This window comes from Kitasatospora sp. NPDC059973, from assembly GCF_042737525.1.
Lineage (GTDB): Bacteria > Actinomycetota > Actinomycetes > Streptomycetales > Streptomycetaceae > Kitasatospora.
The window spans coordinates 36,575-50,035 of sequence record NZ_JBHWUI010000007.1 but is presented as its reverse complement, the minus strand read 5'-3'; the positions used below and the strand labels follow the sequence as shown (position 1 = coordinate 50,035).

The following is a 13,461-nucleotide window of genomic DNA, read 5'->3' as shown; positions in this document are numbered from 1 at the left end:
GCTGGCGAACCGTGGATCGTAGCTCCGCGGCCCCCACCCACGAGTTCTGACCGGCCGTCGGCCCGTCGGCTCGTCGTGGGCGGACCGCGGAATCCGCAGTCGGGGCCGGACGGCCCGGCCGTCGGTACGGAGCCGGTCCACCACGGAGCGGGCAGGGCGAGCGACCATCGAGAGGCGCGCGTTCGCGAAGCGACCACCGAGCGGACAGCGAGGTGGGCATGAGCGGAGGAGACAGGAGCATGGCCGGCGCAATGCGCAAGATGGCGGTCTACCTCGGCCTCGTGGAGGACGAGACGTACGACGGCCAGGGGTACGACCCCGACGACGACTACGACGCGGACCCCGAGCCGATCCGAACGGGGCGGACGGAGGACATCCCCCGGCCCGCCGCGGCACCCGCCCCGGTCTCCTCGATCACGCCGCAGCCGGTGCCGGCCGCGGTCCCGATCCGCCAGGAGACCCCGAGGATGGCCCCAGTGTCGTCCATCACACCCGAACGCCGCCACAACCTGGAGAAGAGCGCCCCGGTGATCATGCCCAAGGTAGTGAACGAACGAGAGCCCTACCGCATCACCACGCTGCACCCCCGGACCTACAACGAGGCCCGTACGATCGGGGAACAGTTCCGTGGCGGGACCCCGGTGATCATGAATCTCACCGAGATGGACGACACCGATGCCAAGCGGCTCGTAGACTTCGCCGCTGGACTCGTCTTCGGTCTGCACGGCAGTATCGAGCGCGTGACACAGAAGGTGTTCCTGCTGTCGCCTGCTAACGTCGATGTCACGGCGGAGGACAAGGCTCGGATCGCCGAGGGTGGGTTCTTCAACCAGAGCTGACCCGGCCACGACTCTACGTGTGGATCTGATCGACAGTGAGTTAGTGACAGGCGGCACGGCCGAAGGGCCGAGAACCGGGGAGAGGGAAGCGCGATGGGGATCGTGTGGGCGGTGCTCTATTACGCGCTGACCGTCTTCCTGGTGTTCCTGCTTGTGCGGCTGGTGATGGACTGGGTCTTCCAGTTCGCACGTTCGTGGCGGCCCGGCAAGGCCATGGTCCTGGTCCTGGAGGCCACGTACACTGTCACGGATCCGCCGCTCAAGCTTCTTCGGCGGTTCATTCCGCCGTTGCGTCTCGGGGGCGTGGCGCTCGACCTGTCCTTCTTCGTACTGATGATCATTGTGTATGTCCTGATCTCGCTTGTGCGGCCCTAGTCGTAGGTGAGCGATGCGACAGGATGCCGGTGTGCCGACGATCACGTTGAGGTGAAGAGATGCCATTGACCCCCGAGGACGTTCGGAACAAGCAGTTCACGACCGTCCGCCTGCGCGAAGGCTATGACGAGGACGAGGTCGATGCCTTCCTCGACGAGGTCGAGGCGGAGCTGACCCGCCTCCTCCGCGAGAACGAGGACCTGCGCGCCAAGCTGGCCGCCGCGACCCGTGCCGCCGCGCAGAACCAGGCCAACATGCGCAAGGAGCCGCCGCAGGACTCGCGTCCCGGCGCCCCGGTGCCGGCCGCCATATCCGGCCCGCCGGTGCCCGGGCAGCAGCAGGGCCCCGGTCCGCAGCAGATGGGCGGTCCGCAGCAGATGGGCGGCCCGCAGCAGCAGCAGCAGATGGGCAACCAGCCCCTCGGCCTGCCGTCCGGTGCCCCGCAGCTCCCGTCCGGCCAGGGCGGCCCGATGGGCGGCCAGCAGCAGCAGATGAACCAGACCATGGGCGGCCAGCAGCAGCTGGTGCAGCCGATGGGCGGTCAGATGCTCCAGCCCATGGGCGGTCCGGGTGGCCCGCAGCAGATGGGCAACCCGATGGGCCAGGGCATGGGCCAGCAGCAGATGCAGCAGATGGGCGGCCCGATGGGCCAGCCGCAGCAGATGGGCGGCCCGATGGGCGCTCCGATGCAGCAGCAGCAGGGCCCCGGCGGCGACAGCGCGGCCCGCGTGCTGGCGCTCGCCCAGCAGACCGCGGACCAGGCGATCTCGGAGGCCCGTTCCGAGGCCAACAAGATCGTCGGCGAGGCGCGCAGCCGGGCCGAGGGTCTGGAGCGCGACGCCCGTGCCAAGGCCGACGCCCTGGAGCGGGACGCGCAGGAGAAGCACCGCGTCGCGATGGGCTCCCTGGAGTCCGCGCGGGCCACGCTGGAGCGCAAGGTCGAGGACCTGCGGGCGTTCGAGCGTGAGTACCGCACGCGTCTGAAGTCCTACCTGGAGACCCAGCTGCGCCAGCTGGAGTCGCAGGCGGACGACTCGCTCGCTCCGCCGCGCATCCCGGCCACCGCCTCGCTGCCGCCGGCCGCGTCGTCGATGGCTCCGGCCGGTGCGTCCGCGATGAGCGGGGGTGCTCCGAGCTTCGGTGGCAACCAGCCGTCCTTCGGCGGGAACCAGCCCTCGTTCGGCGGCCAGAGCTCCTTCGGCGGCAACAACGGTGCGCCGAGCTTCGGCGGGCAGTCCTCCGGTGGCAACTCCGGTGCCTCGCAGATGCAGCCGGCCGGGATGACGCAGCCGATGGCCGCCGTCCGCCCGCAGCCGCCGCAGCCGATGCAGCAGGCGCCGGCGCCGATGCGCGGTTTCCTGATCGACGAGGACGGCGACAACTGAGGTTGTAGCCAGGCATTTCGAGGGCGCCCCTGCCGTGACTTCCGGGTCATGACGGGGGCGCCCTCGTCTGTGCGCCCGCCCCCGGGTGAGCGCCGGTGCGACCGGGCGCCGGGGCGCGGGCTCCGGAGACGGCGAAGCCGCCGCCACCCCGGGTGGGGCGGCGGCGGCTTCGCCGTGCGGGTCGGGCCCGACGGGTCGGGCCTTGCTGGTCAGGCCGTGCGGGTCAGGCCTTGCGGAGCCGGAAGGTCAGGCCGAGGCCCTCGTCCGAGAAGGTCTCGGACTCCCAGTCGGCGGCGCCCGCCGCGAAGTCGGTGGCCAGCACCTCCTCGGCGACCAGCGGGCCGTGCTCGGTGATCGCCTCGGTGGTCTCGTCGGAGGCGGCCTGCCAGCGCAGCACGATCCGGTCGGAGACCTCCAGGCCGGAGTTCTTCCGGGCCTCCTGGATCTGCCGGATCGCGTCGCGGGCGATGCCGAGGCGCTTGAGCTCCGGGGTGATGGCCAGGTCGAGGGCGACGGTGGCACCGGACTCGTTGGCGACCGCCCAGCCCTCGCGCGGGGTCTCGGTGATGATCACCTCGTCCGGGCCCAGCTCGATCCGCTCGCCGTTCAGCTCCACCCCGGTGCTGCCGGTGGCGCGCAGCTCGGCGGCGAGCACCGCGGCGTCGGCGGCCGCGACCACCTTGGCCACGTCCTGCACGCCCTTGCCGAAGCGCTTGCCGAGCGCCCGGAAGTTCGCCTTGGCGGTGGTGTCGACCAGCGAGCCGCCGACCTCGGCCAGCGACTCCAGGGTGGAGACGTTGAGCTCCTCGGCGATCTGCGCGCGCAGGTCGGCCGGCAGCTCCTCCCAGCCCTGGGCGGCGATCAGCGCGCGGGAGAGCGGCTGACGGGTCTTCACACCGGACTCGGCGCGGGTGGCCCGGCCCAGCTCGACCAGCCGGCGCACCAGCGCCATGTGGCGCGAGAGGTCGGCGTCGATCAGCGCCTCGTCCGCCTCCGGCCAGCCCGCCAGGTGGACCGAGGCCGGGGCCTGCGGGGCGACCGGGACGACGAGGTCCTGCCAGACCCGCTCGGTGATGAACGGCGTCAGCGGGGCCATCAGCCGGGTGACCGTCTCCAGCGCCTCGTGCAGGGTGGCGAGCGCGGCGGCGTCGCCCTGCCAGAAGCGGCGGCGGCCGCGGCGGACGTACCAGTTGGAGAGGTCGTCGACGAAGCCGGAGAGCAGCTTGCCGGCGCGCTGGGTGTCGTACGCCTCGAAGGCCGCGTCGACCTCGCGGACCAGGGTGTTCAGTTCGGAGAGCACCCAGCGGTCCAGCTGCGGCCGCGCCGCCGGGGCCGGGTCGCTCGCGGACGGCGCCCAGCCGGAGGTGCGGGCGTACAGGGCCTGGAAGGCGACGGTGTTCCAGTAGGTGAGGAGGGTCTTGCGGACCACCTCCTGGATGGTGCCGTGGCCGACCCGGCGGGCCGACCAGGGCGAACCGCCGGCCGCCATGAACCAGCGCACCGCGTCCGCGCCGTGCTGGTCCATGAGCGGGATCGGCTGCAGGATGTTGCCCAGGTGCTTGGACATCTTGCGGCCGTCCTCGGCCAGGATGTGGCCCAGGCAGACGACGTTCTGGTAGCTGCTCCGGTCGAACACCAGGGTGCCGACGGCCATCAGCGTGTAGAACCAGCCGCGGGTCTGGTCGATCGCCTCCGAGATGAACTGCGCCGGGTAGCGCTTCTCGAAGAGCTCCTTGTTCTGGTACGGGTAGCCGTACTGGGCGAAGGGCATCGAGCCGGAGTCGTACCAGGCGTCGATCACCTCGGGCACCCGGGTGGCGGTGCCGGAGCACTCGCGGCAGGCGAAGGTGACGTCGTCGATGTACGGGCGGTGCGGGTCCAGGCCGCTCTGGTCGGTGCCGGTCAGCTCGGAGAGCTCGGCCAGCGAGCCGACGCAGGTGAGGTGGTTCTCCTCGCAGCGCCAGATCGGCAGCGGGGTGCCCCAGTAGCGGTTGCGGCTGAGCGCCCAGTCGATGTTGTTGTTCAGCCAGTCGCCGAAGCGGCCGTGCTTGACCGTCTCCGGGAACCAGTTGGTGGACTCGTTCTCGCGGATCATCGCGTCCTTGACGGCGGTGGTCCGGATGTACCAGGACGGCTGCGCGTAGTAGAGCAGCGCGGTGTGGCAGCGCCAGCAGTGCGGGTAGCTGTGCTCGTACGGCAGGTGGCGGAAGAGCAGGCCGCGCTCCTGGAGGTCCGCGACCAGGGCCTCGTCGGCCTTCTTGAAGAACTGGCCGCCGACCAGCGGGACCTCGGGCGCGAAGGTGCCGTCGGCGAGCACCGGGTTGACCACCGGCAGGCCGTAGCGGCGGCAGGTCGCGAGGTCGTCCGCGCCGAAGGCGGGGGACTGGTGGACGATGCCGGTGCCGTCCTCGGTGGTGACGTAGTCGGCGTTGAGGACGTAGTGCGCGTCCTCGATCTCGACCAGGTCGAAGGGGCGGCGGTACGCCCAGCGCTCCATCTCGGCGCCGGTGAACGACTCGCCGGTGGCCTCCCAGCCCTCACCGAGCGCCTTGGCCAGCAGCGGCTCCGCGACGACCAGCCGCTCGGTGCCGTCGGTGGCCACCACGTAGGTGACCTCGGGGTGGACGGCGGCGGCGGTGTTCGAGACCAGGGTCCACGGCGTGGTCGTCCAGACCAGCAGCGCGGCCCCGCCGGCCAGCGGGCCGGAGGTGAGCGGGAAGCGGACGAAGACCGAGGGGTCGACGACGGTCTCGTAGCCCTGGGCCAGCTCGTGGTCGGACAGGCCGGTGCCGCAGCGCGGGCACCAGGGGGCGACCCGGTGGTCCTGGACCAGCAGGCCCTTGTCGAAGATCTGCTTGAGCGACCACCAGACCGATTGGACGTAGGACGGGTCCATCGTCCGGTAGGCGTCGTCGAGGTCGACCCAGTAGCCCATCCGGGTGGTGAGCTCGGTGAAGGCGTCGGTGTGGCGGGTCACCGACTCGCGGCACTTGGCGTTGAACTCGGCGATGCCGTACGCCTCGATGTCCTGCTTGCCGGAGAAGCCCAGCTCCTTCTCGACGGCCAGCTCGACGGGGAGGCCGTGGCAGTCCCAGCCGGCCTTGCGGGCGACGTGGTAGCCCTTCATCGTCCGGTAGCGGGGGAAGACGTCCTTGAAGACGCGGGCCTCGATGTGGTGGGCGCCGGGCATGCCGTTGGCGGTCGGCGGGCCCTCGTAGAACACCCACTCGGGGCGGCCCTCGGACTGCTCCAGGCTGCGCTGGAAGATCTTGCTGTCCTGCCAGAACGAGAGGATCTGGTGTTCGAGGGCAGGCAGGTCCACCTGCGCGGGGACGGCGTTGTAGGTGGTCATCGCGGTGTCAAACCTCCGGCGGATATCGGCTGGATCCGACGGAGGGACGAGACGGCGAGCCGCCCCGCGGTACCACCCTCCTTGGCCGCGGTGCTGCTGCGACCCTCTTGTTTGGGCTTGCTGCCGGTTCTACCGGGCCGCTGGGCTGACCAGCGGCCGTTCTTCCGGCGGCTCCGGGGTGATCTTCCCGCCGCGCACACCCCCGGGCTCGCACCGTCCCCGGGTCGCTGGTGGCTGCGTACGTCGGTACTCGTCCCATCTGCGCCTTGCCGGCCCAGTCTATCGGCAGCCGCAAGTCGGTTTGTCCGCCGCCGCGACGGCGCGCGGAGGCGGTTAGGCGGGGGTGTTCTGGGCACAACTCAGGTCAGCGCGCGGGGCGGGGCGGTTGTGACGGCTGCCTGGGTGGGATCATGGTGAGGCGTCGGTATGTCATGTTGTGACCGGTTTTGATGGGGATTATCGTTCCGGCACTGGAGGCCGCCGGGAACCGGCGGCTCGATTCGTTCGTAGATGGGGTCGAAGCCATGGCTGATGAGGCAACCGGCGCGGGTACCGCCACCAAGCGGGCCCGCAAGGCCGTGGCAGGCGAACCAGGGGAGGGGACCGTGACCACTACCGCACGGCACAAGACCAGCAACGATTCCGCGCTCGTGGCCCCCGGCCGCACCCGCACCCCCGCCGCGGCGGTCCGCGGCGGCGGCGCGGAGGCCGTGGACCCGGCCGAGCTTCCCGTCCGCCCGGGCGAGGACCCGTGGACCTCGCAGGAGGTGCACGAACTGCACGCCGAGCTGATCAGTGAGCTGGACCGGCTGCAGAACGAGATCGGCGCCGCCGAGGCCGCGATCACCGGGCTGATGCGGGACTCCAACGACGGAGCCGGCGACGACCAGGTCGACGCCGGTACGAAGAACATCTCGCGGGAGAGCGAGCTGGCGCTGGCGAACAACGCCAGGGACAGCCTCGCGCAGGTCGAGCGGGCCCTGGGCCGGCTGGAGGGCGTCGGCTTCGGGACCTGCGAGTCCTGCGGCCAGGCCATCGGCAAGGCCCGCATGCAGGCCTTCCCCCGGGCGACGCTCTGCGTCCAGTGCAAGGCCAAGCAGGAACGCCGCTGACCGGGGCGACGCGGGGGGTCGGGCTTGCCGTACGCTCGACCCCGTAACGTCGCCTGACTCGTCGAGGTCGGCGACCACCGGCCCACTCTCCCCCGGTCTTCGGCCCCGGGGGACCCTCATCGGCAGCGGAGCGGATCATCAGTACGCAAGGTTCCCCCCAGACGCGGGACGAGTCCGTCCCGACCCCCGCCGAAGCCCTGGAGGAGGCCGTGGCCGAGCCCGGTGAGGTGACCGCTCCGGTCGAGCAGGAGGCACCGAAGGGGCGCCGGCGGATCGGTGTCCTGCTGGGCGTCGCGCTGGTCGCCTTCCTGATCGACCTGGGGACCAAGCTGCTGGTGGTCGCCCGCCTGGAGAACCACGCGGCGATCAAGGTGATCGGCGACGTGGTGACCTTCCAGGTGATCCGCAACTCCGGCGCCGCGTTCGGCATGGGCCAGGCGCTGACCATCGTCTTCACCGTGATCGCGGCGTCGGTCATCGTGGTCATCTGGCGGATCGCCCGCCGGCTGTACAGCCTCCCCTGGGCGATCGCGCTCGGGCTGCTGCTCGGCGGGGCGCTGGGCAACCTGACCGACCGGCTGTTCCGCTCGCCGAGCGCCTTCCGCGGCCACGTCGTGGACTTCATCTCCGTCCAGCACTTCGCCGTCTTCAACCTCGCCGACTCGGCGATCGTCTGCGGCGGCATCCTGGTGGTGCTGCTCTCCTTCCGCGGCAGCAACCCGGACGGCACCGTCCACCAGCCGGCCGGCAAGGGCGCGGGCGGCAAGGACGGGGCGGCCGGGGGCGACGCCGACGGGGACCGGCCCGGCCCGACCGCGTAAGGGGCGGCTCCCGCGTCCGGCATACTCGTACGGGTGAGTACCGCAGCGCAGATCCGCAGCCTCCCCGTACCCGACGGCCTGGAGGGCGAGCGTCTCGACGCCGCCCTCGCCCGGATGTTCGGTTTCTCCCGGACGAAGGCCGCCGAGTTGGCAGCCGACGGCAAGGTGACGCTCGACGGCGCCCTGGCCGGCAAGTCGGACCGGGTCACCGCCGGCTCCTGGCTGGAGGTCGAGATCCCGGCCCCCGCCGCGCCCGTGCGGATCGTCGCCGAGCATGTCGAGGGCATGCGCATCGTCCACGACGACGAGGACATCGTGCTCGTCGACAAGCCGGTCGGCGTCGCCGCCCACCCCAGCCCCGGCTGGACCGGTCCGACCGTGATCGGCGGCCTAGCCGCGGCCGGCTACCGGATCTCCACCTCGGGCGCCGCCGAGCGCCAGGGCGTCGTGCACCGGCTCGACGTGGGCACCTCCGGTTTGATGGTGGTCGCCAAGTCCGAGCGCGCCTACACCGACCTCAAGCGCCAGTTCCACGACCGGGTGACCGAGAAGAAGTACCACACGCTGGTGCAGGGCCACCCGGACCCGATGAGCGGCACCGTGGACGCGCCGATCGGGCGCCACCCCAGCTCCGACTGGAAGTGGGCGGTCATCCAGGAGGGCAAGCCCTCCGTCACCCACTACGACCTCATCGAGGCCTACCGGGCCGCCTCGCTGCTGGACATCAAGCTGGAGACCGGCCGGACCCACCAGATCCGGGTGCACATGTCGGCGCTGCGCCACCCCTGCGTGGGCGACCTGACCTACGGCGCCGACCCGACGCTGGCCAAGCGGCTCGGGCTGACCCGGCAGTGGCTGCACGCGGTCTCGCTCGCCTTCGAGCACCCGGCCGACGGCGAGTGGGTGCAGTTCGGCAGCGAGTACCCCGAGGACCTGCGCAGGGCGCTGGACATCATCTCGGCGGAGAGCTGACATGAGCTCCTTCGCGGCGCGGATCCGGGTGGCCGAGGGCGCGGACGACCTGGCACTGGTGCGGGGCGTCCGGCACGAGGTGTTCATCGCCGAGCAGGGCGTGCCCGAGGAACTGGAGTACGACGACCTCGACGCGACCTCCGAGCACCTGCTGGCGGTCGGACCGGAGGGCGAGCCGCTCGGCACCGCCCGGCTGATCCACGGCCCGCAGGCGCTCGCCCTCACCGGCGGGACGGCGGGCCGGGTGCTGCTCGGCCGGCTCGCGGTGGTGAAGGCGGCGCGCGGTACCGGGCTGGGCGCCGAGCTGGTCCGCGCCGTCGAGGCGGCCGGACGCGGGCGGGGCGCCCGTGAGGTCGAGCTGCACGCGCAGGTGCAGGCGCTGGGCTTCTACGAGCGGCTCGGCTACACGGCGGAGGGGCCGGTCTACGACGACGCCGGGATCCCGCACCGGACCATGACCCGGGTGCTCTAGGGCCGGTCCGGTCCCGGGTCGCGCCGGGACCGGGGTGCTCCTCCGTGCGCAGTCGTCGGCGCCGGCTCGTCGCGGCTGAACGCCGCCTCCAGGCCGGCCGCCACCACCCGGACGGTGAGCCGGCCGACGGAGCCGAGCAGGAACAGCGGCACCAGGTGGTGCGGGCCGTCGTCGTGCCGGTGGATCCGCTCCCGCGGGGCGGCGGCGAGCAGGGCGATCAGCGGCCGGAGCGCAGGCACCTCGTCGTCGGGCAGTGGGGCGGGACGGGGCGGGACGGGCGGACGATACCCGGGCATAGCCGGATGAATCGGGCGTCTCGGCGCGGCCCGGCCCGGGCGGCCTTATCGGACGCCTACCGGCACGGCGGATACGATCACCGACCATGGAGCTCGGTGGGGCGTGGCGTCGGTGGCGCGGCCGCGGAACGGCTGTCGGACGAAGAGTGCTGGCCGCGGCGGTGGCCCTGGTGGTGGTGGCCGGAGTCGGCACGGCGGTGGCGGTGGCCGCCGGCGGGGACGAGCCCGTCCGGCAGGAGGATCGTTTCCTCAGCATGCCGGAGACGCCCGGCAGCGACGCCTCGGTCCAGCTGGACACCTCGTTCTTCACGACCGGGACGGGTCCCCGCCCGGCGGTCCTGCTCGCCCACGGCTTCGGCGGTTCCAAGGAGGGTGAGCGCGAGCGCGCCCAGCAGCTCGCCCGGCAGGGCTACGCGGTGCTGACCTGGTCGGCGCGCGGCTTCGGCCGCTCCGGCGGCCGGATCGGCCTCAACGCCCCCGACCGCGAGGTCGAGGACGTCCGGCACCTGGTCGACTGGCTGGCCCAGCGGCCCGAGGTGCGCCTCGACGGGCCGGGCGACCCGCGGGTCGGCATCACCGGTGCCTCGTACGGCGGGGCGGTGTCGCTGCTCGGCTCCGCGTACGACAGCCGGATCGACGCGGTGGCCAGCCAGATCACCTGGTGGAACCTGGCCGACGCGCTGTTCCCGCAGGGCGTGCGGGGCTCGGGCGCGGTGGACGGCGTGTTCAAGAAGCTCTGGGCCGGCATCTTCTTCACCACCGGCTCGGCGGGGGACCTCGGCCCCTCGGGCGAGGCCCCGCGCGGTGGCACCGGGCCGCAGCAGGCCCCGGGCGATTCGGCGGACGCGACGGTCGGCTGCGGCCGCTTCCTGGACGAGCTCTGCCGGATGTACGACCGGGTGGCGACCGCCGGTCACGCCGATCCGGAGGCCGTGGCCCTGCTGGACCGCTCCAGCCCGTCCTCGGTGGCCGGGCGGCTCAAGGCGCCCACCCTGGTCGTCCAGGGCCAGCAGGACTCGCTGTTCCCGCTCGACCAGGGCGATGCGATCGCCCGGGCGGTCGCGGCCAACGGCGCGCCGGTCGCGGTGGACTGGTTCGCCGGCGGGCACGACGGCGGCACCGACACCAGCGCCCGGGTGGACGACCGGGTCGGGGCCTGGTTCGACCGGTACCTGAAGGAGCCGGCCGGGCAGGACCCGGCCGGCTCCACCGGGCCGGCGTTCCGGGTGACCCGCACCGGCGGGGTGGACTCCACCGGCTTCCAGGCCGTGCTGCGCGGCGCCTCCGCCGACGCCTACCCCGGCCTGGCGGGCACCGGCTCGCGGCAGGTGGAGCTGACCGGCGGCAAGGCGGGCGCCGAGCAGACCTTCGCCAACCCGCCCGGCGGCGCGCCGCCCAACATCTCCGCGCTGCCCGGCATCGGCGCGCTCAGCCAGGCCGCCTCGCTCGGGGCCGGGCTCTCGCTCGACTTCCCCGGTCAGTACGCCGGGTTCGACTCGGCGCCGCTGGACGGGCAACTGCACCTGACCGGGCAGCCGACGGTCACGGTGAAGGTCGCGGCCGACCGGCCGGACGCGGTGCTCTTCGCCAAGCTGTACGACGTCGCGCCGGACGGCAAGCAGACCCTGCCGCAGCAGCTGTCCGCCCCGCTCCGGGTGACCGGCGCGGACGCGCCCGGCGGCCGGACCGTCACGGTGGCGCTGCCCACCGTCGACCACACCTTCGCCGCCGGGCACCGGCTGCGGCTGGTGCTCGCCGCGACCGACCTGGCGTACGCCTCGCCGGCCGAGCCGGCCACCTACCGGGTCTCCCTGGTCGGCCCGGTCACCGCGCCGACCGTCGCCGAGCTGGTCACCGAGGCCGCCCCGCTGCCGGCCCGGACCTGGGTGCTGCCGCTGATCGCCGTCGCGGTGGCGGCCGCGCTGCTGCTCCTGCCGCGGCTGCGCCGGCGCGGCCGGACCGCCCGCGGGCCGGCCTACGACCCGGCGCTGGCCGAGGTGCCGCTGCAGATCACCGGCCTCGGCAAGCGCTACAAGGGCGCCACCGACCGGTACGCCGTCCGGGACGTGGGCTTCCGGGTGGAGCAGGGCCAGGTGCTCGGGCTGCTCGGGCCCAACGGCGCCGGCAAGACCACCACGCTGCGGATGCTGATGGGCCTGATCCGGCCCGACGCCGGCGAGATCAGGATCTTCGGCCACCTGGTGCGGCCCGGCGCGCCGGTGCTGTCGCGGGTCGGCGCCTTCGTCGAGGGCGCCGGGTTCCTGCCGCACCTGAGCGGCCGGGCCAACCTGCGGCTGTACTGGCAGGCCACCGGCCGCCCGGAGGCGGACGCGCACCTGGCGGAGGCGCTCGCCATCGCCGGGCTCGGCGAGGCGCTGGACCGGGCGGTGCGGACCTACTCGCAGGGCATGCGGCAGCGCCTGGCCATCGCGCAGGCCATGCTCGGCCTGCCGGACCTGCTGATCCTGGACGAGCCGACCAACGGGCTCGACCCGCCGCAGATCCGCGAGATGCGCGAGGTGATGGTGCGCTACGCCGCCGCCGGCCGGACCGTCATCGTCTCCAGCCACCTGCTGGCGGAGGTCGAGCAGAGCTGCACCGACCTGGTGGTGATGGACCGCGGCCGGCTGGTCACGGCGGGCGCCGTCGCCGAGATCATCGGCGCGGGCGAGCACCTGCTGATCGGCACACCCGACTCGTTCGGGCCGTCGGAGCTGGCGGTGGCCGCCGACAAGGCGGGCGCCGTGGTCGGCGTGGGCTCGGTGGAGGTGGTCGAGGGCGGGCTGCTGGTGCGGCTGGACGGCATGGCGGCCAGCCAACTGCTGGCCGAGCTGGTGCGCCTGGGAGTGCCGGTGGAGCGGGCCGGACCGCACCGCCGGCTGGAGGACGCGTTCCTGTCGCTGATCGGAGGTGCGGCGTGAGCGCCGTTGTGTCACCGGACCACGTCTCACCGGACCACGCGCCCGGGTACCGGCCCGGGCGGACGCTTCCGCTGCGGATCGAGGCCCTGCGCCAGCTGCGGCGCCGGCGCACCCTGGTGATCGGCGGGGTGCTGGCCGCGATGCCGTTCGTGATCCTGGCGGCGTTCCAGATCGGCGGCACGCCGGGGCGGGCCGACCGGACCAGCTTCATCGAGCTGGCCACCGCCTCCGGCCCGAACTTCGCGACCACCCTGCTCTTCATGGGCACCGGCTTCCTGCTGGTGATCCCGGTGGCGCTGTTCTGCGGGGACACCGTGGCCTCGGAGGCCAGCTGGTCCTCGCTGCGCTACCTGCTGGCCGCGCCGGTGCCCCGGGCCCGACTGCTGGCCCGCAAGTTCGTGGTGGGGCTGGCCTTCTCGGCGGCGGCCGTGGTGCTGCTGCCGACGATCGGGCTGCTGGTCGGCACCGCCGCGTACGGCTGGGGGGACCTGAAGCTGCCCACCGGCGCGACCCTGTCGGCGACGGAGGCACTGCCGCGGTTGGCGCTCGCGGTGGCGTTCGTGTTCCTGAGCGAGGTCGTGATCGCGGCGCTGGCGTTCTGGCTCTCCACCGCGACCGACGCGCCGCTGGGCGCGGTCGGCGGGGCGGTGTTCGCCTCGATCGTCACCGGGGTGCTGGACGCCGTCACCGCCCTCGGTGACCTGCGGGAATGGCTTCCCGCGCACTGGCAGTACGCCTGGGCGGACGCCCTGCAGCCGCAGTTGGAGTGGGGCGGCATGGTGCAGGGCGTCTCGCTGTCGCTCTCCTACGCGGTGGTGCTGCTGGCGCTGGCGTTCCGCAGGTTCGCGCGCAAGGACGTGGTGTCCTGAGGAGCCTGCGTCTGCGGAGGGGGTACGCCTGGGTGGCGTACCCCCTC

11 protein-coding genes are annotated in these 13,461 nt (G+C 72.9%); 9 read left to right on the top strand and 2 right to left on the bottom strand.

The genetic code is table 11. The features are described from left to right. Window positions 1-239 precede the first annotated feature (239 nt). The 3 genes from ACFWA9_RS03580 to ACFWA9_RS03570 all read left to right on the top strand — a co-directional run bounded on the left by ACFWA9_RS03580 (window position 240) and on the right by ACFWA9_RS03570 (window position 2,599). Window positions 240-839, top strand: a complete 600-nt coding sequence (locus ACFWA9_RS03580) for a cell division protein SepF (RefSeq protein ID WP_329487250.1) — start codon at window positions 240-242, stop codon at window positions 837-839. Between the two features lie 93 nt (window positions 840-932). Continuing rightward, complete coding sequence (locus ACFWA9_RS03575; RefSeq protein WP_148645520.1) at window positions 933-1,214, top strand: YggT family protein; 282 nt, start codon at window positions 933-935, stop codon at window positions 1,212-1,214. A 59-nt stretch (window positions 1,215-1,273) separates the two neighbouring features. Next, a complete protein-coding gene (locus tag ACFWA9_RS03570; RefSeq protein ID WP_380382763.1) occupies window positions 1,274-2,599 on the top strand; it encodes a DivIVA domain-containing protein in 1,326 nt (441 codons plus the stop codon). 223 nt (window positions 2,600-2,822) lie between these two features. On the opposite strand, the gene ileS is transcribed toward ACFWA9_RS03570, so the two are convergent. Then, a complete protein-coding gene (ileS, locus tag ACFWA9_RS03565; protein WP_380382761.1) occupies window positions 2,823-5,951 on the bottom strand; it encodes an isoleucine--tRNA ligase in 3,129 nt (1,042 codons plus the stop codon). A 605-nt stretch (window positions 5,952-6,556) separates the two neighbouring features. Here ileS and ACFWA9_RS03560 point away from each other — a divergent pair. The 4 genes from ACFWA9_RS03560 to ACFWA9_RS03545 all read left to right on the top strand — a co-directional run bounded on the left by ACFWA9_RS03560 (window position 6,557) and on the right by ACFWA9_RS03545 (window position 9,328). Further along, complete coding sequence (locus ACFWA9_RS03560) at window positions 6,557-7,063, top strand: TraR/DksA family transcriptional regulator (protein ID WP_359834327.1); 507 nt, start codon at window positions 6,557-6,559, stop codon at window positions 7,061-7,063. Window positions 7,064-7,272: 209 nt separating this feature from the next. After that, window positions 7,273-7,884, top strand: a complete 612-nt coding sequence (lspA, locus tag ACFWA9_RS03555; protein ID WP_352287138.1) for a signal peptidase II — start codon at window positions 7,273-7,275, stop codon at window positions 7,882-7,884. Window positions 7,885-7,917: 33 nt separating this feature from the next. Next, window positions 7,918-8,856 (top strand): RluA family pseudouridine synthase, encoded by a 939-nt coding sequence (locus ACFWA9_RS03550; protein ID WP_329487246.1) that lies wholly within the window; start codon window positions 7,918-7,920, stop codon window positions 8,854-8,856. Between the two features lies 1 nt (window position 8,857). Then, window positions 8,858-9,328 (top strand): GNAT family N-acetyltransferase, encoded by a 471-nt coding sequence (locus tag ACFWA9_RS03545; RefSeq protein ID WP_329487245.1) that lies wholly within the window; start codon window positions 8,858-8,860, stop codon window positions 9,326-9,328. On the opposite strand, the gene ACFWA9_RS03540 is transcribed toward ACFWA9_RS03545, so the two are convergent. Beyond that, window positions 9,325-9,624: a hypothetical protein gene (locus tag ACFWA9_RS03540; RefSeq protein ID WP_380382758.1), complete on the bottom strand. Its 300-nt coding sequence runs from the start codon at window positions 9,622-9,624 to the stop codon at window positions 9,325-9,327. The two genes, ACFWA9_RS03545 and ACFWA9_RS03540, sit on opposite strands and share 4 nt — an antisense overlap. An 86-nt stretch (window positions 9,625-9,710) precedes the next feature. On the opposite strand from ACFWA9_RS03540, the gene ACFWA9_RS03535 reads away from it, so the two are divergent. Then, a complete protein-coding gene (locus ACFWA9_RS03535; protein ID WP_380382756.1) occupies window positions 9,711-12,545 on the top strand; it encodes an alpha/beta fold hydrolase in 2,835 nt (944 codons plus the stop codon). Further along, the gene (locus ACFWA9_RS03530; protein ID WP_380382754.1) at window positions 12,542-13,414 is read left to right on the top strand and encodes an ABC transporter permease; all 873 of its coding nucleotides are present in this window, start codon (window positions 12,542-12,544) and stop codon (window positions 13,412-13,414) included. Before ACFWA9_RS03535 ends, ACFWA9_RS03530 begins: the two co-directional genes overlap by 4 nt. Window positions 13,415-13,461: the final 47 nt, after the last annotated feature.